Source organism: Profundibacter sp., assembly GCF_056498605.1.
In genome coordinates this window covers 14,168-38,162 of record NZ_JBSMEZ010000156.1, presented here as the reverse complement: position 1 = coordinate 38,162, position 23,995 = coordinate 14,168, and the positions used below count along the sequence as shown (strand labels likewise).

Annotated in this window: 26 protein-coding genes, 1 other RNA gene and 1 pseudogene; 16 read left to right on the top strand and 12 right to left on the bottom strand. The window is 57.8% G+C overall.

What is annotated here, in order from left to right:
* The first annotated feature begins 4 nt into the window (after positions 1-4).
* The 4 genes from ACWB12_RS15665 to ACWB12_RS15650 all read left to right on the top strand — a co-directional run bounded on the left by ACWB12_RS15665 (position 5) and on the right by ACWB12_RS15650 (position 2,764).
* Positions 5-547 carry a pseudouridine synthase gene (locus ACWB12_RS15665; protein WP_479531031.1) on the top strand — a complete coding sequence of 181 codons (543 nt, stop codon included), beginning with the start codon at positions 5-7 and terminating at the stop codon, positions 545-547.
* Between the two features lie 134 nt (positions 548-681).
* Positions 682-779, top strand: an RNA gene (gene ffs, locus ACWB12_RS15660) — signal recognition particle sRNA small type.
* 162 nt (positions 780-941) lie between these two features.
* A complete protein-coding gene (locus tag ACWB12_RS15655; protein WP_479531030.1) occupies positions 942-1,505 on the top strand; it encodes a hypothetical protein in 564 nt (187 codons plus the stop codon).
* Between the two features lie 83 nt (positions 1,506-1,588).
* Entirely contained in the window at positions 1,589-2,764 is a 1,176-nt protein-coding gene (locus ACWB12_RS15650; protein WP_479531029.1) for an aminotransferase class V-fold PLP-dependent enzyme, read from the top strand.
* A 12-nt stretch (positions 2,765-2,776) separates the two neighbouring features.
* Here the strand turns inward: ACWB12_RS15650 and ACWB12_RS15645 are convergent, their stop codons facing one another.
* Positions 2,777-3,655 (bottom strand): alpha/beta hydrolase family protein, encoded by an 879-nt coding sequence (locus tag ACWB12_RS15645; protein ID WP_479531028.1) that lies wholly within the window; start codon positions 3,653-3,655, stop codon positions 2,777-2,779.
* A 76-nt stretch (positions 3,656-3,731) separates the two neighbouring features.
* On the opposite strand from ACWB12_RS15645, the gene ACWB12_RS15640 reads away from it, so the two are divergent.
* Positions 3,732-4,289: a TetR/AcrR family transcriptional regulator gene (locus ACWB12_RS15640; protein ID WP_479531027.1), complete on the top strand. Its 558-nt coding sequence runs from the start codon at positions 3,732-3,734 to the stop codon at positions 4,287-4,289.
* Positions 4,290-4,323: 34 nt separating this feature from the next.
* Positions 4,324-5,235, top strand: a complete 912-nt coding sequence (locus ACWB12_RS15635) for an MBL fold metallo-hydrolase (protein WP_479531026.1) — start codon at positions 4,324-4,326, stop codon at positions 5,233-5,235.
* Positions 5,236-5,274: 39 nt separating this feature from the next.
* Here the strand turns inward: ACWB12_RS15635 and ACWB12_RS15630 are convergent, their stop codons facing one another.
* Entirely contained in the window at positions 5,275-6,300 is a 1,026-nt protein-coding gene (locus tag ACWB12_RS15630) for an alpha/beta hydrolase (protein ID WP_479531025.1), read from the bottom strand.
* Entirely contained in the window at positions 6,300-7,835 is a 1,536-nt protein-coding gene (locus ACWB12_RS15625; protein ID WP_479531024.1) for an ankyrin repeat domain-containing protein, read from the bottom strand. Before ACWB12_RS15625 ends, ACWB12_RS15630 begins: the two co-directional genes overlap by 1 nt.
* A 203-nt stretch (positions 7,836-8,038) precedes the next feature.
* On the opposite strand from ACWB12_RS15625, the gene ACWB12_RS15620 reads away from it, so the two are divergent.
* The 3 genes from ACWB12_RS15620 (at position 8,039) to recR (ending at position 10,926) form a co-directional block, all read left to right on the top strand.
* A complete protein-coding gene (locus ACWB12_RS15620; protein WP_479531023.1) occupies positions 8,039-9,793 on the top strand; it encodes a DNA polymerase III subunit gamma/tau in 1,755 nt (584 codons plus the stop codon).
* Between the two features lie 124 nt (positions 9,794-9,917).
* Positions 9,918-10,253, top strand: coding sequence for a YbaB/EbfC family nucleoid-associated protein (locus tag ACWB12_RS15615; protein WP_479531022.1), 336 nt, complete (start codon positions 9,918-9,920; stop codon positions 10,251-10,253).
* Between the two features lie 73 nt (positions 10,254-10,326).
* A complete protein-coding gene (gene recR, locus ACWB12_RS15610) occupies positions 10,327-10,926 on the top strand; it encodes a recombination mediator RecR (protein ID WP_479531021.1) in 600 nt (199 codons plus the stop codon).
* On the opposite strand, the gene ACWB12_RS15605 is transcribed toward recR, so the two are convergent.
* Positions 10,923-11,441: a phosphatase PAP2 family protein gene (locus ACWB12_RS15605; RefSeq protein WP_479531020.1), complete on the bottom strand. Its 519-nt coding sequence runs from the start codon at positions 11,439-11,441 to the stop codon at positions 10,923-10,925. The genes recR and ACWB12_RS15605 overlap by 4 nt on opposite strands.
* Before the next feature lie 202 nt (positions 11,442-11,643).
* On the opposite strand from ACWB12_RS15605, the gene ACWB12_RS15600 reads away from it, so the two are divergent.
* Positions 11,644-12,069: an EVE domain-containing protein gene (locus ACWB12_RS15600; protein WP_479531019.1), complete on the top strand. Its 426-nt coding sequence runs from the start codon at positions 11,644-11,646 to the stop codon at positions 12,067-12,069.
* A 57-nt stretch (positions 12,070-12,126) separates the two neighbouring features.
* Here ACWB12_RS15600 and ACWB12_RS15595 read toward each other — a convergent pair whose 3' ends face one another.
* Positions 12,127-12,876 (bottom strand): DUF1013 domain-containing protein, encoded by a 750-nt coding sequence (locus tag ACWB12_RS15595; RefSeq protein WP_479531018.1) that lies wholly within the window; start codon positions 12,874-12,876, stop codon positions 12,127-12,129.
* 125 nt (positions 12,877-13,001) lie between these two features.
* On the opposite strand from ACWB12_RS15595, the gene ACWB12_RS15590 reads away from it, so the two are divergent.
* Complete coding sequence (locus ACWB12_RS15590; RefSeq protein WP_479531017.1) at positions 13,002-13,643, top strand: ribonuclease T2 family protein; 642 nt, start codon at positions 13,002-13,004, stop codon at positions 13,641-13,643.
* Here the strand turns inward: ACWB12_RS15590 and ACWB12_RS15585 are convergent.
* Positions 13,640-14,044, bottom strand: coding sequence for a SpoIIAA family protein (locus ACWB12_RS15585; RefSeq protein WP_479531016.1), 405 nt, complete (start codon positions 14,042-14,044; stop codon positions 13,640-13,642). The genes ACWB12_RS15590 and ACWB12_RS15585 overlap by 4 nt on opposite strands.
* A gap of 111 nt (positions 14,045-14,155) precedes the next feature.
* On the opposite strand from ACWB12_RS15585, the gene ACWB12_RS15580 reads away from it, so the two are divergent.
* The gene (locus ACWB12_RS15580) at positions 14,156-15,463 is read left to right on the top strand and encodes an NAD(P)H-dependent oxidoreductase (protein WP_479531015.1); all 1,308 of its coding nucleotides are present in this window, start codon (positions 14,156-14,158) and stop codon (positions 15,461-15,463) included.
* 87 nt (positions 15,464-15,550) lie between these two features.
* On the opposite strand, the pseudogene ACWB12_RS15575 reads toward ACWB12_RS15580, so the two are convergent.
* Together ACWB12_RS15575 and ACWB12_RS15570 are read right to left on the bottom strand one after the other, a co-directional pair.
* Positions 15,551-16,534, bottom strand: a pseudogene (locus ACWB12_RS15575) (NAD(P)H-quinone oxidoreductase).
* A 2-nt stretch (positions 16,535-16,536) separates the two neighbouring features.
* Complete coding sequence (locus ACWB12_RS15570) at positions 16,537-17,241, bottom strand: COQ9 family protein (RefSeq protein ID WP_479531014.1); 705 nt, start codon at positions 17,239-17,241, stop codon at positions 16,537-16,539.
* A gap of 98 nt (positions 17,242-17,339) precedes the next feature.
* On the opposite strand from ACWB12_RS15570, the gene rpsU reads away from it, so the two are divergent.
* The 3 genes from rpsU (at position 17,340) to deoD (ending at position 19,175) form a co-directional block, all read left to right on the top strand.
* Positions 17,340-17,546, top strand: a complete 207-nt coding sequence (gene rpsU, locus ACWB12_RS15565) for a 30S ribosomal protein S21 (RefSeq protein ID WP_479531013.1) — start codon at positions 17,340-17,342, stop codon at positions 17,544-17,546.
* Between the two features lie 113 nt (positions 17,547-17,659).
* Entirely contained in the window at positions 17,660-18,403 is a 744-nt protein-coding gene (locus ACWB12_RS15560) for a class I SAM-dependent methyltransferase (protein ID WP_479531012.1), read from the top strand.
* Between the two features lie 67 nt (positions 18,404-18,470).
* Positions 18,471-19,175 (top strand): purine-nucleoside phosphorylase, encoded by a 705-nt coding sequence (gene deoD, locus ACWB12_RS15555; RefSeq protein WP_479531011.1) that lies wholly within the window; start codon positions 18,471-18,473, stop codon positions 19,173-19,175.
* 3 nt (positions 19,176-19,178) lie between these two features.
* Here deoD and ACWB12_RS15550 read toward each other — a convergent pair whose 3' ends face one another.
* Both ACWB12_RS15550 and ACWB12_RS15545 read right to left on the bottom strand, forming a co-directional pair.
* Positions 19,179-20,180: a hypothetical protein gene (locus ACWB12_RS15550; RefSeq protein ID WP_479531010.1), complete on the bottom strand. Its 1,002-nt coding sequence runs from the start codon at positions 20,178-20,180 to the stop codon at positions 19,179-19,181.
* A 57-nt stretch (positions 20,181-20,237) separates the two neighbouring features.
* The gene (locus ACWB12_RS15545; protein ID WP_479531009.1) at positions 20,238-21,107 is read right to left on the bottom strand and encodes a LysR substrate-binding domain-containing protein; all 870 of its coding nucleotides are present in this window, start codon (positions 21,105-21,107) and stop codon (positions 20,238-20,240) included.
* 100 nt (positions 21,108-21,207) lie between these two features.
* Between ACWB12_RS15545 and ACWB12_RS15540 the strand changes: the two genes are divergently transcribed.
* The gene (locus tag ACWB12_RS15540) at positions 21,208-22,530 is read left to right on the top strand and encodes an aminotransferase class I/II-fold pyridoxal phosphate-dependent enzyme (RefSeq protein WP_479531008.1); all 1,323 of its coding nucleotides are present in this window, start codon (positions 21,208-21,210) and stop codon (positions 22,528-22,530) included.
* A gap of 46 nt (positions 22,531-22,576) precedes the next feature.
* Here ACWB12_RS15540 and ACWB12_RS15535 read toward each other — a convergent pair whose 3' ends face one another.
* Together ACWB12_RS15535 and ACWB12_RS15530 are read right to left on the bottom strand one after the other, a co-directional pair.
* On the bottom strand, positions 22,577-23,422 hold the full coding sequence (locus ACWB12_RS15535; RefSeq protein ID WP_479531007.1) for an urea carboxylase-associated family protein: 846 nt from the start codon (positions 23,420-23,422) through the stop codon (positions 22,577-22,579).
* Positions 23,415-23,993 carry a carboxymuconolactone decarboxylase family protein gene (locus ACWB12_RS15530; protein WP_479531006.1) on the bottom strand — a complete coding sequence of 193 codons (579 nt, stop codon included), beginning with the start codon at positions 23,991-23,993 and terminating at the stop codon, positions 23,415-23,417. Before ACWB12_RS15530 ends, ACWB12_RS15535 begins: the two co-directional genes overlap by 8 nt.
* Between the last annotated feature and the right edge of the window lie 2 nt (positions 23,994-23,995).

The following is a 23,995-nucleotide window of genomic DNA, read 5'->3' as shown; positions in this document are numbered from 1 at the left end:
GCCAATGATAATCCTGTTCAACAAACCGTTTAACGTGTTGTCGCAGTTCACCGATGCGGGCAGCACAGGCAGCACCCGCAAAACCCTATCCGAGTTCATTGATGTGCCCAACGTCTACGCCGCTGGCCGTCTCGACAAAGACAGCGAAGGGCTGTTGGTGCTGACGGATAACGGCAAATTGCAGGCCAAAATCAGTGACCCGAAACACAAGATGTCCAAAACCTACTGGGTGCAGGTTGAAGGCGTGCCAGAGGATGCCGCCCTGCAATCCCTGCGCGATGGTGTGCGCCTGAAAGACGGCATCACCCGCCCCGCCAAGGTGCAGATGATGGACGAACCAGAAAACCTCTGGCCCCGCACCCCGCCGGTGCGGTTTCGAAAAACCGTTGCAGACAGCTGGCTGGAAATCACCATTACCGAGGGGCGCAACCGCCAAGTCCGCCGCATGACCGCTGCCATAAACCACCCCACATTGCGCCTGATCCGCCACCGGATTGGATCATGGACGATTGAGGGGATCGCGAGCGGGGAATGGCGGGCTGGTTAATAGCAATCAGGTTGCGCCGCGCTGACGTGCGTCGCCGTGCCTCCGACGGGGATACTTATGGAACAATGATGACAAGGGTTCAACCCTGTTTCAACCCCCCTTGCAAGACTCGACCCAACCCCCTAAATACACCCTGAGAGGTTGGCGCGGGCGAGCGCCTCGCCAACTCGGCCAGGCCCGGAAGGGAGCAACCGTAACGAGATCCGTTTGGGTCGTGTTCAGCCTCTCACCTAAACCTAACCCCGCTGACCCAGGAGGGATTTTATGATTGTCACATGTTTTCCCCAGGCAGGGGCGTAACGGGGCTGACCCCCGTCTTCCTGCCTGAACATTTTGTTTTGCACCAGCATATGGCGGTGCGCAAACGGCTATTGTTCCCATGACAGGAAAACAGATGCAATATCCCCTACCCGACCTTGGATGGTCATCCCATTTCATGATGCAGCTTTCAATCGAAGAGCTGGAAACACTCACCCCCGCCCGTATCATTGCCGTCCACCGCAATGGCTTTGATGCCTTGTCCCTATCCGGCCCCCAAACCCTTATTGTCAAGCTGGGCAATGGCACCACAATCACCGTTGGGGATTGGGTGCTGGCGGATCAAACCGGAATGATCCACAAAAGGCTGGATACGCCGGGGATGCGGGCACTGCGGTTGGCCGACGCAGGGGACGGGATCGAGGCGGTGCTCGCAGATCTTGCAGAACAATGCCGTTTTCGCGATTGCGCCCACGAACGCGAGCCGGGATGCGCCATTCAGGCCGAAATCGCTGCCGGAAGGCTTGACCCAGATCGTTTGCGCCGCTGGCAGAAACTGGAGCGCGAAGATCAGCGAAACAGCGAAACAGCGAAACAGCGAAACAGCGAAACATTGGCCCAATCCCGTGGCCGCGACAAGGCATTGGGCAAATTCTATAAGCGCGCGCAGGCCGATGCGAAGGGGCGCAAAAACCGCTAGTACAATGTGCGATACAATCGGGCTATTGCCTATGGCCCCTCACATCATCATGCTGGAAATGTTTATGAATTGTGAGAGGCCGCATGACCATCGACATCGACAAAATCCGCGCTGAAACGCCGGGACTGAAAACCGTCAATCACCTGTTAGCATCGGGGTCCGCCCTGATGCCGCAACCGGTGATCGACGCGATCATCAACCACATTGAACTTGAGGCCCGCATTGGCGGATACGAGGCGGCGGAGGAAATGGCCGAACCGCTGAACGCGGTTTATGACAGCATCGCAATCCTGATCGGGGCCAAACCACAGGAAATTGCTCTGATGGAAAACGCCACCGCCGCATGGTGTCAGGCGTTTTATTCACTGCCGTTGCGGCGGGGCGACCGGATTTTGACCTGTCAGGCCGAATATGCCGCCAATTACGTCGCCTATCTGCAACGCGCCAAACGCGACGGCGTGGTGATCGAGGTGATCCCGAATGACGCGGCCGGTGCGCTGGATGTTGCCGCACTTGCAGTGATGCTAGAGCAGCCCGCCGCGCTGATTTCGATCACATGGGTGCCGACCAACGGCGGGCTGGTCAATCCGGCGGCAGCGGTGGGCAAACTGGCCCGCAAACACGGGGTGCCATATCTGCTGGACGCCTGTCAGGCGGTTGGGCAAATGCCGGTGGATGTGTGGGAAATCGGATGTGACTTTCTGACCGCCACGGGGCGCAAGTTTTTGCGCGGACCGCGGGGCACCGGGTTTTTATATATCCGCGAGGCGCTGATTGCAGCAACCGAGCCCGCGATGATCGACCATTTTGCCGCCCCGTGGGTGTCAACCGACCGCTATGAGCTGCGACCAGATGCGCGACGGTTCGAGAACTGGGAAAACGCCTATGCCTTGCGGACCGGATTGGGGGCCGCAGCCACTTATGCGATGGAGATCGGGATTGAGGATATCCAGAAGCGGACGTGGGGGTTGGCAGATTTGTTTCGGGAACAGGTCGGTACGATCAAGGGGGCCAAGCTGCGCGACGCGGGCGGCGAGACCTGCGCGATTGCCAGCTTTACCATTAACGGGCTGGACCCGCGCAAAACGGTGGCCGCGTTGCGGGCGCAAGGGATCAATATTGGCGCGTCTGATCCCGACAGCACACGGCTGGATGCCGAGGCCCGTAACCTGCCGGTGCTGCTGCGGGTTGCACCGCATTATTACAACACCGAGGATGAAATCGGGCAGTTGGTAAATGCATTGAGGGCACTGGTTTAGGGTCAGGGGCCCTTAATCCTGCGCCATCAGGCTGGGCCAGATCACAGCATTCTGCGGGGCGAACACCCCGATATGGCCAACCTGTTTCAGCCCATAATCCGAAGGGCGCACTGTAAACTGGCGCTTTGACGCTTCGGGGTAATGCTCCATCCCGCGCCAGACGGCGGCAGGTGGCACCAGATCGTCGCCCTCGATCGCCACCACTTTCATTGCTCCAGTAAAGGCCTTCCAGTCGGGTACCGGCAAGCCACGCCCCACATCCCCCAGATAAAAACTGCGCGTGGTGCACCAGCGGCGCCATTGCCAGTAAACCCCAGCGGGCAAATCCGCCCCGATGCGCAACGCCTTGGCGGGCAGGTATCCCATCAGGCGGGTTCCCCACGCCCCCGGCCCATACCAGAACGCGGTCGCAGCCGCGCGATACGGCCAAGGGTGGTCAAACAGATGCACGGGCCCGCTGGCCACGGTGATCAGGCGCGCAATCCGGTTTGCTCCCTGCTGAAACGGCACCATCAGCCCGCCTAAGGAATGGCCGATCACCCACAGGGGCACGTTCGGCACTGCGGCCTCTAATGTGCGTTGGGCCACACTCTGATCCAGCACGCCCCAGTCTGCCATCGTGGCCTTTGAACGTTTCAAATGTCCGCTCGCGGATGCCCCAAAGTCGCGGTAGTCATAAGTCAGGCAGGCGTATCCCTGCCCCGCCAGCCAACCCGCGAAATGCCGGTAAAACCGGTGCGGCACACCCGTGGCCCCATGCAGCACAATCGCCGCAATTGGCGTGCCTGCGGGGCGGTGCAACGTGCCAGATAACTGCGCACGATCCGCGCGAAATTTGACACCCTCGACCTCTGCCGTGGCTGGAATTACGCGCAATTTCGATACATGCATCCTGTTCTCCGCTTCTAGACCGTTCAGTCTAGTAGCATGACTGGACCAATCGGTCTAGCCCTGTATAATACCCCCCATGACAAACCAACCCGCCACAACCCGCGACCGCCTGATCACCAGCGCTGCCCGCCTGTTTCGCCAGAACGGCTATCACGGCACCGGACTGGCGCAGGTTCTAACCGACAGCCGCACACCCAAAGGGTCGCTGTATCATCACTTCCCTGCGGGTAAATCCGATCTGGCGATGGCCGCCGCCAGCTGGGTGTCGCAGGGCATGATCGGCGTGATCGACGATGCATTCACCGATGCCGACAGTTTTGCCACAGGGGCCACCACGTTTTGTCACAAGCTGGCCAAGCTGTTCGATATGAACGACCATTGGCAAAGCTGCCCGATTTCATCAATGCTGTTTGACGGGCCGGACAATGACGCCTTTCGCAACCATGCCGACCAGATCCTGACCAGTTGGAGCACACAAACGGCTGAACACGGATGCCGATTGGGCATGGACGGCGCCAAGGCCGAAGCCGCCGCCGAGCTGTTGCTGCTGACCATTCAGGGCGCGTGGACCATTGCACGGGCGCGCAAATCTGCCGATGTCATTCGACGTATTCCAATTCATCTATATGGCTGATACCCTGCGGCGAAACCAGCCAAAGGAAACGCCCGTGAAATACCTGACACTCGTCGCCGCCACCCTGTTCGCCACCTCTGCAAATGCCGATGTTCTGAACGTGGTCGCAATTGCGCCAAACGTTTATGCCATCGTCGGCCCTCTGGAGCAACGCAACCCTGAGAATCTGGGCAACAACGCGACCTTCGGGCTGGTTGTCACCGATGCAGGTGCAATCCTGATGGACCCGGGCGGCAGTTACAAAGGGGCCGAGGCACTGCACGATGTGATCAAGGGCATCACCGATCAACCGGTGAAATACGTGGTTGATACCGGCGGGCAAGATCACCGCTGGATGGGCAACGGATACTGGCAGGCGCAAGGCGCACAGGTGATTGCCTCGGACGATGCTGTGGCGGATCACCATGATCGTGAATCATTGCAGCTAACAGGTCTGAGCGTGCTAATTGGCGAGGATATGCTGGCAGGGACCGAGCCGTCTTATGCCGACATCACATTTGCCAGCGACTACACCCTGACATTGGGCGATGTCACGCTGGACCTACACCACGAGGGTGCTGCCCACACCCCGGGTGATAGCACGGTTTGGCTGGCGGATCGTTCGGTCCTGTTCACCGGTGATATCGTTTATATGGAACGCATCCTCGGCATCGGCTCACAATCAAACACACTGGAATGGGTCGCAAGCTTCGAGACGCTGGCCGCCCTAAACCCAATCCACATCGTGCCCGGCCACGGCTCCCCCACTGATCTGGCGGGCGCAACCCGTGACACCTATGACTACCTGATCAATATCCGCACCAAAATGGCGGCTTACATCGAAGACGGCGGCGACATTATCGAATCCGTCAAAGTGGACCAATCGGCGTTTTCCTATCTGGTAAATTTCGAAGGATTGGCGGGCCGCAATGCCCAAGAAGTGTTCAGTCAGATGGAATGGGAATAGGGGCCGCTACAGGCGCATCACGTCCCTTACCGACCCAATTCAGCAAATCCCGCGCAACCACACCGCAATCTCGCGCAGCGCGACTGTCCCGTCCGGCACCACCTTTGTCAAATTAACGAACGCATGCACCTGCCCTGCAAAATGCCGGTGCACCACGCGCACCCCTGCCGCTTGCAGCTTGTCGGCATAACCCGCGCCATCATCCACCAACGGATCAAACCCGCCGGTGACTATATAACTGTCGGGTAATCCGGTGAAATCATCGGCCAGCAGCGGCGAGAATTTCGCATCATCGAAATCGCGAAATTCACCGGCATACATATCCCGATACCACTCCATCCGCGCCTTGGGCAGGATATAGGCATCTTTCAGATCATTGATCGAAGGCGAATTGATATGGCCATCGGTAACGGGGTATATCAGCACCTGAAACCGTGGCACCGGCCCACCCGCGTCCCGCATTTGTTGCGCCACAACGGCGGCGAAACAGCCGCCCGCGCTATCACCGCCAACACCGATGTTTATCGCATCAACCCCCAACTCAGACGCCCGCCTGACCACATCCAGATAGGCCGCCACGCTATCATCCACGCCCGCCGGATAGGGATGTTCGGGGGCCAAACGGTAATCAATGGCAATCACCACACCGCCCCACCATTTGGCTATCTTGGCACACACCTCGTGATGGCTATCCAGATCGCCCTGCACAAATCCGCCTCCATGATAATACACCATCGCCGGACGCGCGGGCCCACCGATATGGTCACTAAACAGCCGCGCCTTGATCGACCCGTCGGCCCCCGCCACCTCAATGTCCTCAACCCGCGCCAACTCCGGCCCCTTGCGGTCCAGAATCCGCGCCATTTTCGCCATTTGCACGCGGCTCTCTGCCACCGTTGGCATCGGCCCCGCGCCGCGCATGTGATTGGCCAGCCGTCCGACCGCCACCGCTTTGGCCCCAATCCGCGCCCCCCGATACCGCTCGCGGTTTGGCGTCAGTAACCCTGCCAGCCATGCGGGCAGATAAATCCGCGCCAGTTTGGCAATCAATGAAGTCTTGTCCATTACGCCTCCGTCACTTGGCCTGGATGGGCGGCGGCCCAATCCTTCAGCAACCCCAGCATAGCCTCGTCCCCCGCCATAGCAATTGCCCAGCGCGGCAAGGCCACACCGTGCTCCAGAACCAGACGCGCACATTCAACATGATCCCGCTTGCCCCGCGCAGGGCAATTTTCCGATCCATGTATGATGGTCGACAGCAACGTGCCGCCATGCCCGTTGATATGCGACATGTCAGGGCGCAGCGTAATGAAATAGGCCACCATTTCAGGCAACCCTTCCCACCCCGCGATCTGCACAGGGGTGACATCCTCATGCTCATCCCCCCGATCATACTCCATACCCAACGCCACCAGCCGTTTGATATGCCCCAATGTGCCCGGCATCGAAACCAGTTCGCGCACCATCCCGCGCAGTAACGGGGACAACTTCGCCGGATCAACAAAAACGCCTTCTTGCATATCCCCTTCGGCAGCCACCGTCAAAATCGCCTCTTGCTCGGACAGCACTACCGAACCGCCCGCCCGCACAATCGCCTCGGCCACATCAACGTTGCCATAAGCCCGCGCCAACGCATAAGCAGATACCCCTTGCAACGTGGCAGACGGATCGGCCCCTGCCTTCAGCAACATATCCGCCATCTCACCGCGACACATCCGTCGCGCGGCCTGATGCATGGCGGGCAGCACGTTGACCTCCTCGACCCGCATAGGATCGGTATTGAATTCATCCGCGTCCGCCCCTGCTTCCAGAAGCATTTTCACCATTTCAATGTCGTGAAAATCCATCGCCCGAAGCACCGCATTGGTGCCCTTGGGGTCCGCCCCCGCCGCCAGCAACATCCGCACCCCCTCTCGGTGGCCCAACTCGCACGCGTGATACAATGATTCCCCGTCATTCGGATCAGCACCCTGATCCAGCAACCACTGGCCCAGCACCATATTATCCGCATGTCCAATCGCACCATATAATGCCGACAACCTATCATCCGTATCAGGCATGGCGACATAGCCATCGTTCACATCCGCCCCCGCCGCCACCAACATCCGCGCAATTGCCAACATATCCGCTTCACGCTCCGGCACCGCATGAATATATTTCGAGAACGCCAAATGCAGGATCGGCGTGCGTGGCCCGTATTTGCGCGTAGCGGCCTTTGGATCACCCACCAAACCCTGCCGCACAGCATCCACATTATATAACGCACATTGCAGCCCGAAAAACCCGTCCGCCAGATCCGGCGCCTTACCCAGCAGTTTCACCACCACAGCATTTTGCCCATGCGCCAGCGCAAACTTTAGCCGCTGCTGCTTTTGCGCACGATCCATACCTGACACCTCGATTGCCAGCTTCAACTGCGGCCAGCTGGCAAACCCGTTTTCCTGCGCAATCACATGCAGGTAATCCGCATGCCGCAACGCTTCTCCCTCGGGCTTGGGCGGATGCAACCGCAACCGTTGATGTGCCGCCGCTTCGCCCACCTCATAAAATTTACGCAGCTTTTTAGCCGCGCGGCGCAATTTATCCAGGGAATGGTCCATAGTTTTCTCCTCAAAATGCCCATCGGTTCGCTAAACGGGCTGGAAAAAACCAAATATGGTCTTTTGAAATCAGATCAGAGGTGCTGCAACAGCTTTGCGCGAACCAGCATGCCGCCCCTATCGGCAGCTATATGCTAGCGCACGTCTGGACGCGGGGCAACTGTGGCTTTAACCTGACAGCTGATGCGAATCCGAGGGGCCACATGAGCGACACCACACAATCCACCTATCAAGTGCTGGCCCGCAAATACCGGCCCGAAAGCTTTGCCGATCTGGTGGGGCAAGACGCCATGGTCCGCACCCTGAAAAACGCGTTTGAGGCAGACCGGATCGCGCAAGCCTTTATCATGACTGGCATCCGCGGCACCGGCAAAACCACCACCGCGCGGATTATCGCCAAGGGGATGAACTGCATAGGCGAGGATGGCCAAGGCAAACCAACCACTGAACCATGCGGCAAATGCGAGCACTGCGTGGCGATCATGGAAGGCCGCCATGTCGATGTAATGGAAATGGACGCCGCCTCGCGCACCGGCGTTGGCGACATCCGCGAGATTATCGATTCTGTCCACTACCGCGCCGCTTCAGCCCGCTACAAGATTTACATCATTGACGAAGTTCACATGCTCTCCACCAGCGCCTTTAACGCGCTGCTGAAAACGCTAGAGGAACCCCCCGCACACGTCAAATTCATCTTTGCCACCACCGAAATTCGCAAGGTGCCGGTGACGGTGCTGTCGCGCTGCCAACGCTTTGATCTGCGCCGGATTGAACCCGAAGTGATGATCGCCTTGCTGCGTAAAACCGCCGACGCGGAAGATGCCGAAATCTCTGATGATGCGCTGGCGTTGATCACGCGGGCCTCGGAAGGCTCGGCACGTGATGCCCAATCCCTGCTGGATCAGTCGATCAGCCACGGCGCGGGTGAAACCACCGCCGATCAGGTCCGCGCCATGCTGGGGCTTGCGGACCGTGGCCGTGTGCTGGACCTGTTTGACATGATCGTCAAAGGCGATGCGGCGGGGGCGCTGACCGAACTGTCCAGCCAATACGCCGACGGGGCCGATCCGATGGCCGTGCTGCGCGATCTGGCGGAAATCACCCACTGGGTGTCGGTGATTAAAATTACGCCGGAAGCCGCCGAAGACCCCACCGTTTCACCGGAAGAGCGCACCCGTGGCCAAGCCATGTCAGCCGCCCTTCCGATGCGGGTGATGGCGCGGATGTGGCAAATGCTGCTCAAGGCGCTGGAAGAGGTGGCGATGGCCCCCAACACCATGATGGCCGCCGAAATGGCGGTGATCCGGCTAACGCATGTGGCCGACCTGCCAACGCCGGGCGAATTGGTCAAGAAACTACAAGATGCCACACCACCACCGCAAAACCCCGCACCCGGCGGCGGAACAGAAGGGCCTGCGGCTGCGCCGACAGACGGGGGGGCCTCGCTGCGCTCGGCCCCGTCGCAACCGACAGGTGGCGGAACAACAGCACTGGCTGTGGCCCACACCCCCGAAAACGCGCTGGCACAGTATGCCCGCTTTGAAGACGTGGTTGAATTGATCCGCACCATGCGCGACGTCAAACTGCTGGTCGAGGTCGAAACCACCCTGCGCCTTGCCTGCTATAGCCCCGGCCGGATTGAATTCCAGCCCACCGATAACGCCCCGCGCGATTTGGCCCAACGCCTTGGCCAACGGCTGCAGGGCTGGACCGGCACACGCTGGGCCGTGACATTGGTCAATGAGGGTGGGGCGCAAACCCTTGCCGAAATTCGTGACGCTGACCAAATAGCGCTAGAAGAAGAAGCCCGTGATCACCCGCTGGTGCAAGCTGTGTTGACCACCTTCCCCGGCGCCAAGATCACCAGCATCACCACTCCCAAAGCGCTTCAAGCCATCGCCGCCGCCGACGCCTTACCCGAAGTTGACGATGAGTGGGATCCGTTCGAGGACGATTAAGCCTACTCATTTTTGTTCCACAAATATCCCCGCCGGAGGCCCTAAATCTCTTCTGCACAGCCTTGTTAAACAGCACCTGCATCCGTATCTATAGTCCAACCCGTCAACACAGGAGAGACACAAGATGTTCAAAGGCATGGGCGACATGGCCAAGATGATGAAAACGGCCAAGGATATGCAGGAGAAGATGGGCGAGCTGCAAGAAGAAATGGACAACATCACCGTGGTTGGCGAATCTGGCGCTGGCTTGGTCAAGGCGACCGCCACAGCCAAGGGCGAGTTGACCGCGCTGGAAATTGATCCGTCGATTTTTCATCCGGATGAAAAGGAAGTGGTTGAGGATCTGATCCTTGCCGCAATCAAGGATGCACAGGCTAAGGCTGCTGAACGTTCGCAACAAGAAATGTCAAAGCTGACCGAAGGTCTGGGGTTGCCTGCCGATATGAAGCTGCCGTTTTAGGCAGAGTTAAAAAGAGATTCCATGCGCTCCGCGCGGGGATATTTAGACGAAAAAAAAGAGGCGGGTGCAGGCCATGAATAACGCAACATGCGACATTGAAAACCTGATCGATCTGATGGCCAAACTGCCCGGCCTTGGCCCGCGCTCGGCCCGTCGCGCTGTGCTGCATATGATCAAGAAACGCGCCCTGTTGATGACGCCACTGGCCGATGTTCTGTCCGAGGTCGCCGTATCAGCCCGCGAGTGTCTGAACTGCGGCAATGTCGGCACCACCGACATCTGCGAGATTTGCGCCGCCGACAAACGCGCCACCGGCGAATTATGTGTGGTCGAGGATGTGGCCGATCTGTGGGCAATGGAGCGCGCGGGCGTGTTCAAGGGGCGCTATCACGTGTTGGGCGGCACCCTGTCGGCGCTGGACGCCGTCGGCCCCGACGATTTGCAAATCCCCAAATTGCGCGCCCGTGTGGTTGCCGAAAACATCACCGAAGTGATTTTGGCGCTGAACGCCACAGTCGATGGCCAAACCACCGCGCATTATATCGCGGACGAGCTGGAGGGTAGTGGCGTTATCATCACCACATTGGCCCAAGGCGTGCCGATTGGCGGCGAGTTGGATTATCTGGACGATGGCACCATAAGCGCCGCCTTGAAGGCGCGCAAAAGTTTCTAGAACTCGTAACGCACCCCGACATGCACGCGCTTTTCTTCAAACGTAACCTTGACCCGGTCAAACGCCACCCCGACAAGAGCCCCCGCCACCACCTGGCCAACGGTGTGATTGTCACCATCAATCCGTGATGCACCAACCAGCGCCGCCAATCCAAAGGCCAGATATTTACCACCTTTTGCATTTATACACCGACGCGAAAGATAGCTGGCCCCATAGAAAGCCGCTGCTGTATGTCCCGACGGAAACCCATGCGTGCCCCCATTCGGTCGCTGGTTGATTGCTGCATCTCCCAAGGCGTATTTGCTTGCTTGCACAGTGGCTTCTTGGCCAACGAGCCGCCATGTAACTGGCGCAAATTCACGCTTGCGTGCGGCACAAACCAGTGCAGCAACCGGCAAAGCAATTTGCAAATAATCACCTGCTTTTGTAAAACCATCCCCCGCTTGCGCTGATGTAGCCAGAATGCACACAACCGCTGCTGCGGATACCCGCAACCCAATTCTTTTAGCTAACATTATTCTCCGTCCCCTTGATTGTCCCTCTCGCCGACAAGCGTTGTGCCGGATAGGAGCAGTCAAAGGACACATTAAAGGCCGCGTATATAAACTATAGTTGGATGTGTCTGAAATAAGCCATATGTTTATAAATTCGATCCTGCCATTTTCTGACATGACGCTATGCAATAACAGTTTTTAAAACATAGCACAGGAGGAATACATGTCGGAAAACTGGATCGCCGTCGCCTCGGCCAGCCATGTTCATATTGGCCGCGAGCAAGGTTTTATGCAGGTGAACCACGGCAAACTTGCACCATTACTCCGCCTCCATCCTAGGGACCGCGTGGTGTATTATTCTCCAAGTGAGGTGCTCCGTAAACCGGACGGATTACAATCCTTCACAGCCATAGGGATCGTGCGCGATAAAGTGCCATATCAGGCCTCGATGCATGAAGGGAAATTCCACCCCTTCCGGCGCGATGTTGAATGGCTTACGGCCAATGAGGCACCAATCCGCCCCTTGCTGGACCATCTGGATTTCACCCGTGGCAATCAAAACTGGGGGTACCAGATGCGGTTTGGCCTGTTCAGGATTAGCGCAAGCGATATGGACCAGATCGCGAATGCCATGAACGTACAGCCCTAAATAAAATGCCCCGCAGCGCAAACCACGGGGCATAATCCGGCGATGATTGACTGGCGCTTATTTTGCGTCGTCGCCCTCATCTTTGTCTTTATCGTCAGGCAGGTTAAACAGACTGTCAGCATCCACCAGATTTTCCTCTGGCTCATCCGCATCATCGGTCAACGTAAAGGTCTCAAGCCCCGCAATTGCTGTTGGCATCTTGGGTTCTTCCGGCGCTCCCAGTGATTGCTCGGTCGACACCAGCTTGCGGCGCTCGTCGTCCGACATCACACCACCCTCTTTGGCCTTCTTCAGGTTGGCCTTTTGCACGGCCGCATCCAGTTCGCTCTGCTTGCACAGACCCAGCGCTACAGGATCAATCGGCTGAATATTGTTGATGTTCCAGTGGGTGCGCTCACGCAATGCCTGAATGGTCGGCTTAGTGGTGCCAACCAGCTTGCTGATCTGCGCATCCGCCAATTCGGGGTGAAACTTGACCAACCACAGGATCGACGCTGGCCGGTCCTGACGTTTTGACAATGGTGTATAACGCGGCCCACGGCGCTTTTCCTCGCCCACAGCAGCGGCATAGAACTTCAGCTTCAGACTGTGCTTGGGATCTTTCTCGGCGGCCTCAATCTCGTCACCGGTCAGCTGGTTATTCGAGATCGGATCAAACCCCTTCACGCCAGCGGCCACATCGCCATCGGCAATGCCCTGCACTTCCAATTCGTGCAATTCGCAAAAATCGGCGACCTGTTTGAAGGTCAGCGTTGTGTTGTCCACCAGCCAAACGGCGGTTGCTTTTGCCATGATCGGTTTAGCCATCTTGAAATCTCCTAAAGCATAACTTCCCTACACCCTTGAATGGGCAGCTTCACTTTGAAGCGGGTTCACATTGTAGGGGAACTTAAACGCTATATACTGCGCTTGACTGAAAGAGGAAAGAGCAAATGCGTTCAATTTTGGCAATCCTGTTTGTGGCCGCCCTGATCGCCCCTGCCGCCCACGCCGAAGGGGAACAGGCAGGCGAGTTTGACTACTACATGTTGTCGCTATCCTGGTCCCCGACATGGTGCGCCATTGAGGGCGATGCGCGCGGTGCTGACCAGTGCGATGCACGTCACGATTACGGCTGGATATTACATGGGCTGTGGCCGCAATATGAAACCGGCTACCCCAGCTATTGCAACACCTCGGCCCAGCCCCCGTCGCGGGGCGAAACGGCGGCGATGGTTGATGTCATGGCATCCGGTGGCCTCGCGTGGCACCAATGGAAAAAACACGGGCGCTGCTCCGGCCTGACCTCGCAGGAATATTTCACCGCCGCCCGCAAAGCCTACAATGCTGTGGTGCGCCCGCCGGTGTTGCGCAAACTGGATCACACAGTAAAACTCCCCGCCTCGGTGATCGAGGAAGCGTTCCTGCAATCCAACCCCGACATGACGGCGGATATGATTACCATCACTTGTAAGCGGGGCCGGATTCAGGAAGCGCGGGTTTGCCTGACCAAAGACCTTGAACCACGTGAATGTGGGGCCGATGTGGTGCGCGATTGTGCTATGACGGATGCGCTGTTTGATCCAATTCGCTAGGCAACCGACTGTGCATCACTCTGCGTGACCCATGCCTTTGCCTGCTCCCAGTCATCATAAGCAAACAAACGCACACGCCCCCGCATCAAGGGGGCAAACATTTTGACACCCATTTCAACCCAGCCAACATCAGTCACGACAGCAACCCGCTCATAGTCGCTCCAGTGCGAAAGCCCCAGTTTGGTGTCTTCCCATGCAGCACCCGCAGTAAACCCGTCAAACTCAGGACCCATCACATAGAACAGCTTGACCTTTCCATCATCCGCAACCGATGCATCAACCATCGGGTGCAACTCGTTGGCATAGGCGTCATGGTCAATCCGGCCCTTGGCCGAAACCGCAACCACATCATCCGGAAAACCTTCCAGAACTTCAAAATGGCCTGTTTTGTTGTCTTGCATCATCTTATCCTTTCCAGATCAATCATGATGCGCGCATCCGTTCCATAGATGGGCAATACAAACGCAATTTCAACCTTCCCGCGGGGCTTTTGATCCGTTAGGCTGCATGGTGTGAACCTCTATTCCCTCCTCCAATCCCGTGCTGCTTGCGGCCACCCTGTCCGCGCAGGCCTGATCGGTGCTGGCAAATTCGGCTCGATGTTTCTGGCCCAGATTCCCACCACCCACGGGCTTGAGGTTTCGGTGATTGCCGATCTAAACGTCCCAGCCGCCCGAACCGCCTGCAAAACCGTTGGCTGGGACGATGCCCGTATTGACGCCACGCGTTTCACGGGTGATGCCGCCACCCTTATCAAAGACCCGTCTGTCGAAGTTGTGATCGAGGCCACAGGTCACCCCGCTGCAGGCCTGGCCCACGCCGAACTGGCGCTAGAACACGGCAAACACATCATCATGGTGAACGTCGAGGCAGACGTGTTGGCTGGCCCCCTGATGGCCGCGAAATTCCGCAAGGCAGGACTGGTGTATTCCATGGCCTACGGCGATCAACCCGCGCTCACATCCGAATTGGTCGATTGGGCGCGGGCCACCGGATTCGAGGTGATCGCAGCGGGCAAAGGTACCAAATACCTGCCCGAATACCACAACGTCACACCCGATGATGTCTGGCAGCACTATGGCCTGACCGCGGATCAGGCGGCCGAGGCGGGGATGAACAGCCAGATGTTCAATTCATTTCTTGACGGCACCAAATCCGCCATCGAAATGGCCGCGATTGCCAACGCTTGCAATCTGTCTGCCCCCGCAAATGGCCTCGCCTTTCCACCTTGCTCGACCACTGATCTGCAAAACCGACTGATCCCGCGCGACAATGGCGGCGTACTGGATTCCGCCGGTCAGGTCGAGGTCGTCTCGTCGCTAAACCGTGATGGAACTGACGTGCCCAACGATCTGCGCTGGGGCGTCTATGTGGTGCTAAAAGCCCCGAACGATTACGCCGCCGCCTGCTTTGCCCAATACGGCCTGCCCACCGACAAAACCGGCCAATACGCGGCCATGTATAAACCGTTTCACCTGATCGGTCTGGAGCTCGGCATCTCGGTGCTGTCCGCCGCCTTGCGCGGCGAACCAACAGGCCAATCACGCGCCTTTAACGCCGACGCCGTGGCCTGCGCCAAACGTGATCTGGCGGTTGGCGATATGCTGGATGGCGAGGGTGGCTACACCGTCTGGGGTAGGTTGATGCCCGCCGCCGATAGCCAGCGCATTGGTGCCCTGCCAATCGGGTTGGCGGGTGGCATCAAAGTGGTGCGTCCTGTAAAACAAGGCCGTGTTTTGTGCTGGGATGATGTGGCCGTTGACGCCTCTGATCCTGCCACCAACCTGCGCCGCGAAATGGAAGCCGCGTTCAAACCTTAACGTCCCCCCCCGTTAAAAGCTCATATGCGAGTCATATGGAATTCATATGGTTTTCATATACTGCAAATCCGGCCCCAAACTGATAAGTTAACGCACCTTCAAAACGATCTTGCCGATGTGGTCTCCATCCTCGATCCGCTCGTGCGCCTCCGCCGCATCCGCCAGCGCAAATTCACTGTCCATCACTGGTGCAATTTGCCCCGTGTCCAGCTGCGGCCAGACCTGTTCGCGCAACTGATCGGCAATCCGCGCCTTGGCCAAATCGCTTTGCGGACGCAACGTGCTGCCAGTCACCGTCAGGCGTCGCATCATGATCTGGGCATAGTTCAATTACTCCTTTGGTCCCGTCAAAAACGCGATCTGCACCAGCCGCCCCTCGTCCGCCAACGCCTTGATATTGCGCCCGATATAATCGCCGCCGACCATATCCAAAATCAGGTTCGCACCACCCGCTTCGCGCAGCACAGAAACGAAATCCTCATCACGGTAATTGATACTGCGTTCAGCCCCAAGCGCCTGACAAACCTCACATTTTCCATCCGAACCGGCTGTGCTAAACACCCGCGCACCAAACGCGTTTGCTAATTGGATCGCCGTCGTGCCGATCCCGCTGGAACCACCATGCACCAAGAACCGCTCACCCGCTTTTAGCCCTCCGCGCATGAACACGTTGGACCAAACCGTAAAGAATGTCTCGGGCAGACAAGCCGCTGATTTCATTGTCATTCCTGTTGGAATTGGCAGCGCGTGTTTTGCAGCGCAGGTCACATACTCAGCATAACCACCACCCGGCAACAGCGCACAAACCGAATCGCCTACGACCCATTCAGTAACGCCCGCACCCAGCGCCACAACCTCGCCCGCGCCCTCAAGCCCCGGTAAATCACTGGCGGTCGGGGGCGGCGCATAAGCGCCAGCGCGTTGCAATGCATCAGGGCGATTTACCCCCGCATATTCCAGCCGGATCAGGATTTCACCATAAGCTGGCACAGGCACATCGCGGCTGCAAATCTGCAACACCTCCGGCCCGCCAGCTTTCGTAATTTCCACGGCCCGCATTACCTTTGGCACGCTCATTTTGGTGTCTCTCCTTGGCTGTCCCAACGCCCCGGAACATCCTGCATCGGCGCGGATTTCGGCGCTTTCACATGCCCCATCGCCCACAATGGCCCCACTAACAACCCCTTCAGCAACGGGTTGCCGCGCACGTCTGCCTTGATCTTTTCAATCTGCATCACGTTCTCGATCCGGCGCTCCAGAAACTCCCACGTATCGGCATTGCCATCACTTTCGTCCCCCAACCAGAACAATACGCATGACCCATAAACACCTGATAACGTAGCCCTTTTCGTATACCAGTTGATATCATCCGATGTGTCGCCCAGCGCGTTCCAGATCGCATCGCACGTCTCCCAAATCAGCTTGGCCCCGTCCGCCGCATATTTTGGCAAGGCAAACAGCGCCGATGCTTTTCGCACCACTTCACGGTCCTCGACCACCTCGATCCGCATTCGCACCAACGCTGAAATCTTGTCACGGTATCGCATCTCGGATAGGTCCGCCGCGGCAAACCGCTCCAGCATCAAGGCATCCCCCCGCTGATGAAACGCCACCGCCAAATCGACCGCCCCGCGCGGGCATACGGCGTGCGCTACCACCGGATCAATCCCCACGTCCGCTACCGCCATCTGGAAACTGGCATCACTCCAGCCATCAAAGGTCACATGCGGCAGGATCGCATCAAGCAGGGCGTCCTTAGGGGGCTGTGTCTGGGTCATATTTCGAATCTCCGTAGTGGACAGGGCAGCTTTGCCTTGCTATAGGGCCAGTTCCTGCAACTTTTTGCAAATCTAACCTAGGAAGGTGGTGTAACCACATGCAGGTAAGTGTTCGTGATAACAATGTCGATCAGGCGCTTCGTGCCCTGAAGAAGAAGCTGCAACGCGAAGGTGTATTTCGTGAAATGAAGCTTCGTCAGGCCTACGAAAAGCCGTCCGAGAAAAAGGCGCGTCAGAAAGCAGAAGCAATCCGGCGTTCTCGCAAGCTGGCTCGTAAGAAAGAGCAGCGCGAAGGTATGATGTAAATCATCCCCTCGGCGACATGCGAATAGGTGACCTTCGGGTTGCCGATATAGACCCCCGTAGCCCAGCTTCGGGGGTTTGTTGTTTTATAAGGCGGCCCGCGTTACTGTCGCATATGAACACTTCAACTCAAGACGAACTCTATCAGGATAGCGAGTTGGCCAGTTTTTACGATCTGGAAAACGGCTGGGCCGCTGATTACGATTTCTGTGTCGACCTTGCCCAAAATGCCAAAAGCGTCCTTGATCTGGGGTGTGGCACGGGCAAGCTGGCGACTTATCTTGCCAGAACCAAACAGGTAACAGCCGTTGATCCTGCCATCGCCATGCTGGACATCGCGCGCACAAGGAAAGGCAGCAACAAGGTAACTTGGGTTATGGGCGATGCGACCACCCTGCGACTCGGGCGTAAATTCGACCTTGTTCTGCTCACTGGCCACAGCTTTCAGGTGTTCCTGACACCAGATGCACAGCTTGCCGCCCTCAGAACCATCGCCGCGCATCTTTCCCCGACAGGTCGCTTTGTTTTTGATAGCCGAAATCCAGAACGCCGTGCATGGGAAAGCTGGACAAACCAAAACACCAAACGAAGCTTTGCACACCCCGCCTATGGTGAAACAGAGGCAACGACCGAGGCCGAATACGACGCAACAACCTGTATCACTACCTATCACACCCGCTATAAAACCGCTGAACGAAAACTTGAAGCAACATCCCGTATACGGTTCACTAGCAAAAGCGACCTTGGCCAATGGATCAAACAGGCGGGGCTATCCGTTGACCATTGGTATGGCGACTGGCACGGACAGGGCTGGACGAATGATACGACCGAAATCATCCCCGTTGGGCGGCTTACCTAAACGCCCCTTCCCCCCACCGAGACCGCACGGTAGTCTGCCACAAAACGTAAACCGAAAGGCCCACCCCATGACCATCCACATTGGCGCGAAACCCGAAGACATTGCCCAAACAGTTCTGATGCCGGGTGATCCTTACCGCGCCAAATGGGCCGCCGAAACCTTCCTGAAAGATGCCAAATGCATCAACGAGGTCCGCGGCATGTTGGGGTTCACCGGCACATGGAACGGCAACCGTGTTACCATTCAGGGGTCCGGCATGGGCATGCCCAGCCTGTCGATTTATGCCAATGAACTGATCACCGAATATAACGCGCAAACCCTGATCCGCATCGGATCATGCGGTGCGATGCAGGAAAACGTGAAGGTGCGCGACGTGATCATCGCCATGACCGCCACGACCCTGTCGACCCCCTCAAGCGGCATCTTCAAGGAACTGAACTTTGCCCCATGCGCCGATTATTCCCTGCTGGAAGCCGCCGTTACTGCCTCGCGCAGCCGCGATGTCGCCACCCATGTTGGCGGCATCTATTCGTCCGATGTGTTCTATGACGAACGCCCCGATCTGACCGACCAAATGATGCGCCACGGCATCTTGGGGGTCGAGATGGAGGCCGCCGAACTCTATAATCTCGCCGCCCGCCACTCTCGCCGTGCCTTAGCAATCCTAACGGTGTCGGACCACTTGATCACGCACGAGGCCCTGCCCTCGGACCAGCGCGAGAAAACCTTTGGCGACATGGTGGAAATCGCGCTTGAGGCGGCGTTCTCCTGACCGCTATTTGCGGCGCAGTGCATAAACTCCGCCGCTACCCTCGCTGGACATATTTGAGATCGGCATAAATTCCAGAAAACCAACCTGCGTCTTGCCCTGATAGGGCGCAGGCACCACATACCAATGCAGTTGCGTTTGCAGCTTTTGCCGCAGCGCTTTCACTGCAATTTCGCGGAAAAACAAATCCTCGTCGCCAATGCGCAGCCGGTGGTCGGTCATACCCGAGAAAACCACGGGGACCCCGCGATACGTCTCGTCCACCCGTTCTTTGCGAAACCGCAGCATCTTTAGCCTGCCACGCGCCGGATAGCGCATCTTGCGTTCGGGCAGCAATGCCATCAGCCGCGGATTATCCCCGGCCAAATCGCTGTTACTTGCGGAATACGTCTTGGTCTGCACATCTTTTAACAACACGGTACGGTTGAATTTGGCAGGATATTCCGCAACGGTTACCCCCATATCGTAGTCGAAATCCAGCGTGATCGCCCTGTCCGACAGATAAAACAGAACCCAGTCGCCTGTGATCCACATATAAGCGCGGTATTTGTCGATGCCGTCCTCAAAATTCGGCTCGTCGTAAACCACAATGTCCGCATCTGTATAGGCCTGCGCATAGATTTCGTGAAACGATTCCACCGTTAACGTGCGGGTCTTGTCGCCATTCACAACCTGCACAAACCGCTCCAGCTTTGGTTGGGGTTTTGACAGATCATACAGGCCTTTGGGCGTTGCGATATAATAAGAAAACGGCAGTAACCTTATTCCTTCACTGTGTTTTAGCGAAAACACCTTGTTGCCAAGGGCGTCAAATTTGCTGATTTGCAAACTGTCCAGCACAAAGAAATTTCCAGCGGGGCTATAGGTGATACCGGCAGGCGACCAGTAATCATTCACCCGTACCAGCGTATAATGCTCGGATGACGGGTTATCTTTTAACAACGGAATGTCCCCTGCCGCAAACGCAGGCAAACCCAGCCATAGTGCCACAATTACACTGGTCATCATTAATCTACCCATACCGCATCCTAGCACAGCCTCGCCCCTCGCAAAGTCTGTTATTCCCTACCCTTGGGCCAGCATCCGGCATATCCGCACCACTATCCCGCCGCCTTGCAACGGCTGTGGCAACAGCAATGCCAGCGACCGGTCCAGAGCCACCCGTTTGCCAAAAGGTTCAACCAGACTACCCGCCTGCAAATGCGTCGCCACCAGTGCCCTGTGCCCAATCAGAACGCCCGCGCCCTGCACCGCTTCTGCCACGGCCAGCGAATACAGCGAATAGGTCGCTCCCTGCACGCCTGCCCCCGTCTGACCCAGCCAGATATCCCAATCCTGCGACCATGTGCTGTCACCAATCAGCGGCACATTGGCCAGATCACCGAGCCTATGCAAACCCGCCGCCAGTTCCGGCGCACAGACAGGGAAAATCTCATCCGGCTCGATCGGCATCACTATGGGGCTTGCCGGTGCATCACTATAGAAAATCCCCACATCAAAGGTATCGCGCAGCAGGTTTGGCGCAGTCTCCATCGCGGTGATCGAAACGGTCACATCGGGCAGTGCGCGCCGGATCATCGGCATGCGCGGCGACAGCCACAGTTGCGCGATGCTGGGCAGGGTTGCTATATGCACCACCTTGCTGGCCGCCGCCGTGCGCAAGGTCTGAACCGCACGGCCCAGATCGTCAAATGCCGCCGTGAAATCCGCCGCGACCTTTGCTCCCAACGCCGATAATTTCACCCCCTGCGCTTGGCGCTCGAACAATTCGGCCCCGATCCAGTCTTCCAGCCCTTTGACCTGCTGGGTCACCGCCCCTGCTGTCACTCCCAGCTCCTCAGCCGCCCGCGCAAAACCGCCCAAACGTGCGGCCGCCTCGAACGTACGCAAAGCAGTCAGGGGTGGGCCTTTGGGGCGGGGCGGGGAAACGGACATGGATATAGCCTTAGTTTTACTACCCCTAGAATGCACAAAAACTCATTTGTGCCAAGCCCCCACAGCTGTTTATCTCACACCAACCAGACAGGAGCTATTGATGACCCACCTCAATTCACGCCCATGGGTGCCCGCCGCCGTTGAAAGCTATATTCAGGATGTCGCCAGTCAAACTGCTGCCGCCACCAGCGACGACACCGAGGCGCATTTGAACAACCTAATCGGTGAAAACCGGCAAATCCATGAACGGGATTGTTTCAATCTGAATCCTGCCACCAACGTGATGAACTCCCGCGCCGAGGCAATGCTCGCCTCCGGCCTCGGCACACGTCCGTCATTGGGCTATCCCGGTGACAAATACGAAATGGGGCTCGAGGCGGTGGGCGAAATCGAGGTGATCGCCGCCGAGCTGGCCGCCGAAATCTTTAACGCCAAATACGCCGAAATCCGTGTGCCATCCGGTGCGATTGCCAATCTCTATGGCTTCATGGCGCTGACCAAAGCCGGTGATCACATCATCACGCCGCCAGCCAGCATCGGTGGCCATGTCACCCACCACGGCGATGGATGCGCTGGCCTATATGGGCTGATCAGTCACGACGCACCGGTAAACGCTGATGGCTACACCATCGATGTTGAGGCCCTGCGCAAACTGGCCCATGAGGTGAAACCAAAGCTAATCACCATTGGTGGTTCCTTAAACCTGTTCCCCCATCCCGTCGCCGAAATCCGCGAAATCGCCGATCAGGTCGGCGCACACCTGCTGTTCGATGCCGCCCACCAATGCGGCATTATCGCGGGCGGCGCATGGGACAACCCGCTGGATCAGGGCGCACATCTGATGACGATGAGCACCTACAAAAGCCTTGGCGGTCCGCCCTCCGGCCTGATCGTCACCAATGACGCCGAAATCGCCCAGCGCCTTGACGCAATCGCATATCCCGGCATGACCGCCAACTTTGACGCCGCCAAATCCGCCGCCCTTGCCCTGACTATGCTGGACTGGCGCGATTATGGCGCCGATTACGCCGCCAAAATGGTCTCGCTGTCCCGCGCACTGGCCACAGCACTTGCCGCCGAGGGCCTGCCAGTCTTTGCTGCTGACCAAGGCTTCACCACCTCGCACCAGTTCGCCATTGTCGCGGCTGATTTTGGCGGTGGTCAAACCGCCTCCAAAACCCTGCGCCGCGCGGGCTTCCTTGCTTGCGGTATTGGCCTGCCAATTGCCCCCGTTGCAGGCGACATGAACGGGCTGCGCATCGGCACCCCTGAATTGGTGCGCTGGGGCATTCAGGAATCTGACGCCCCCCGCATGGCGGCCCTGATCGCAAACACCCTGCGCCGCAATGATCCAGAAGCGCTCGCCACCGAAGTTTCCGAATGGCGCAGCACCTTCGACACGCTGCACTACATCCGCCCTTAATTTCTTCTTGCCCTAAATACCTCCCGCGCGGAGCGCATAAAATCTCTTACGCTCCGTGCCCACCGCCATACGCATTACGCACAGGCGGGTGCCACCCATCCAGCGCCCCTGCCTGCGGTGCAAACACTTCGACCAAAAGCGGATAACACGCCGCCTCATCGGAAGAGTGTTTCGCCGAACAATCCCCGCCCGGGCAGGCCGACAAAGCGCCCAACAGGTCTATCTCGGCAAAAAACTCCAGATAATCACCAGCCCGCACCGGACTGGATTTCATAAAATACTGCCCCGTATCGCGGGTGAACCCTGTGCACATGAACACGTTCAAAACATCATGCACATGGCGCTCGGCCTCGGCCAGCGTCACCCCGATTTCATCACTCAGCGCACGGGTCAGGTTGGAATGGCAGCAATGATGATACTGCCCGCCCGTCAACAGGTTATGGGTATAGGGATCACAACGCGTGCCGATCACATCATGCACCGACCCGCCAAACGCATCGATCCCGTACCAATCCAGCGTGTCCGTTATGATCGTCGCCATCGGGCGCAGCTGCGGAAAACTGCTCCACATCCGGTCGACAGTGGTCAAATGCGTCCCGTGCAACGCGCGGGTTTTGCCGCTGTAAAACCGCTCGCCCAGATCACCGGCATTCCACAGGTTCAAATCGCCAACCTGTGGGCCATCAACACAGCTGATACGGAAAAACTGCCCTGCTTCTGCGCGAAAACAGGCGGCCTCGCGCGGGGCGACCAGCACCTCGGAAACCTTGCGCGCCCCGATGCGCGCCGCCTGATACAACGCTATATCCGGCACAGGTAATGTTTCCACCGGATAGCATATCACCGGCTCAACGGCACGGCGCACATCGGCGTCTTTGGGCGGATTACTCATCTTTACCCTCGAGTTCCAACCGCTCGCCAAAGGCGCGGTATGAACGTTCCAATTTCGCTGAATAACCCCCCTGCGCCGGATGCACCTCGGGGTTGGCGATATAGTCAAAGTTCAACCCCGCACCCTCGATCAAGCGGTTCATCATGTTGAACAAGGCACAAACACTAATCGCCTCATACATCGCCTGCTCGCCCCAGCCCGCCGCATAAACCGAATCCGAATCCGCCTGCACCAGCTTGCTTGGCAGGGTGTTCAACTTGGCCACATAGCGCAGCAAAGGGCGCAGTTTTTCAGATACAGGGGCGGTTTCGACATCCGCCACCAAGGCCGCGATCAGGCCACCGTCGATGCCGTAAGCCTCGGCATATACCTTGTGGGAATCGTGGCAAAACGCACAGGCATTCAGGCCCGACACAAAGGTTGCAATCAACTCGCGCTCGCCAATGCTCAACTCGCCTTTGCTGCGCAAAATACCATCAGTGTAGGCCATTAAGGGGGCGGTGTTATCGGGGAACCGCTTAAAGAAATCCGACAGATGCGCGGGGTTGGGCAGGCTGGGGATGTGGGGCATGG

Excerpts from the sequence above, each read along its gene's own strand:
- ACWB12_RS15665 (WP_479531031.1), top strand. The coding sequence starts at position 5 with ATGATAATCCTGTTCAACAAACCGTTTAACGTGTTGTCGCAGTTCACC.
- ACWB12_RS15655 (WP_479531030.1), top strand. The coding sequence starts at position 942 with ATGCAATATCCCCTACCCGACCTTGGATGGTCATCCCATTTCATGATG.
- ACWB12_RS15650 (WP_479531029.1), top strand. The coding sequence starts at position 1,589 with ATGACCATCGACATCGACAAAATCCGCGCTGAAACGCCGGGACTGAAA.
- ACWB12_RS15645 (WP_479531028.1), bottom strand. The coding sequence starts at position 3,655 with ATGCATGTATCGAAATTGCGCGTAATTCCAGCCACGGCAGAGGTCGAG.
- ACWB12_RS15640 (WP_479531027.1), top strand. The coding sequence starts at position 3,732 with ATGACAAACCAACCCGCCACAACCCGCGACCGCCTGATCACCAGCGCT.
- ACWB12_RS15630 (WP_479531025.1), bottom strand. The coding sequence starts at position 6,300 with ATGGACAAGACTTCATTGATTGCCAAACTGGCGCGGATTTATCTGCCC.
- ACWB12_RS15625 (WP_479531024.1), bottom strand. The coding sequence starts at position 7,835 with ATGGACCATTCCCTGGATAAATTGCGCCGCGCGGCTAAAAAGCTGCGT.
- ACWB12_RS15620 (WP_479531023.1), top strand. The coding sequence starts at position 8,039 with ATGAGCGACACCACACAATCCACCTATCAAGTGCTGGCCCGCAAATAC.
- ACWB12_RS15615 (WP_479531022.1), top strand. The coding sequence starts at position 9,918 with ATGTTCAAAGGCATGGGCGACATGGCCAAGATGATGAAAACGGCCAAG.
- recR (WP_479531021.1), top strand. The coding sequence starts at position 10,327 with ATGAATAACGCAACATGCGACATTGAAAACCTGATCGATCTGATGGCC.
- ACWB12_RS15605 (WP_479531020.1), bottom strand. The coding sequence starts at position 11,441 with ATGTTAGCTAAAAGAATTGGGTTGCGGGTATCCGCAGCAGCGGTTGTG.
- ACWB12_RS15600 (WP_479531019.1), top strand. The coding sequence starts at position 11,644 with ATGTCGGAAAACTGGATCGCCGTCGCCTCGGCCAGCCATGTTCATATT.
- ACWB12_RS15595 (WP_479531018.1), bottom strand. The coding sequence starts at position 12,876 with ATGGCTAAACCGATCATGGCAAAAGCAACCGCCGTTTGGCTGGTGGAC.
- ACWB12_RS15590 (WP_479531017.1), top strand. The coding sequence starts at position 13,002 with ATGCGTTCAATTTTGGCAATCCTGTTTGTGGCCGCCCTGATCGCCCCT.
- ACWB12_RS15585 (WP_479531016.1), bottom strand. The coding sequence starts at position 14,044 with ATGCAAGACAACAAAACAGGCCATTTTGAAGTTCTGGAAGGTTTTCCG.
- ACWB12_RS15570 (WP_479531014.1), bottom strand. The coding sequence starts at position 17,241 with ATGACCCAGACACAGCCCCCTAAGGACGCCCTGCTTGATGCGATCCTG.
- rpsU (WP_479531013.1), top strand. The coding sequence starts at position 17,340 with ATGCAGGTAAGTGTTCGTGATAACAATGTCGATCAGGCGCTTCGTGCC.
- ACWB12_RS15560 (WP_479531012.1), top strand. The coding sequence starts at position 17,660 with ATGAACACTTCAACTCAAGACGAACTCTATCAGGATAGCGAGTTGGCC.
- deoD (WP_479531011.1), top strand. The coding sequence starts at position 18,471 with ATGACCATCCACATTGGCGCGAAACCCGAAGACATTGCCCAAACAGTT.
- ACWB12_RS15550 (WP_479531010.1), bottom strand. The coding sequence starts at position 20,180 with ATGATGACCAGTGTAATTGTGGCACTATGGCTGGGTTTGCCTGCGTTT.
- ACWB12_RS15545 (WP_479531009.1), bottom strand. The coding sequence starts at position 21,107 with ATGTCCGTTTCCCCGCCCCGCCCCAAAGGCCCACCCCTGACTGCTTTG.
- ACWB12_RS15540 (WP_479531008.1), top strand. The coding sequence starts at position 21,208 with ATGACCCACCTCAATTCACGCCCATGGGTGCCCGCCGCCGTTGAAAGC.
- ACWB12_RS15535 (WP_479531007.1), bottom strand. The coding sequence starts at position 23,422 with ATGAGTAATCCGCCCAAAGACGCCGATGTGCGCCGTGCCGTTGAGCCG.
- ACWB12_RS15530 (WP_479531006.1), bottom strand. The coding sequence starts at position 23,993 with ATGCCCCACATCCCCAGCCTGCCCAACCCCGCGCATCTGTCGGATTTC.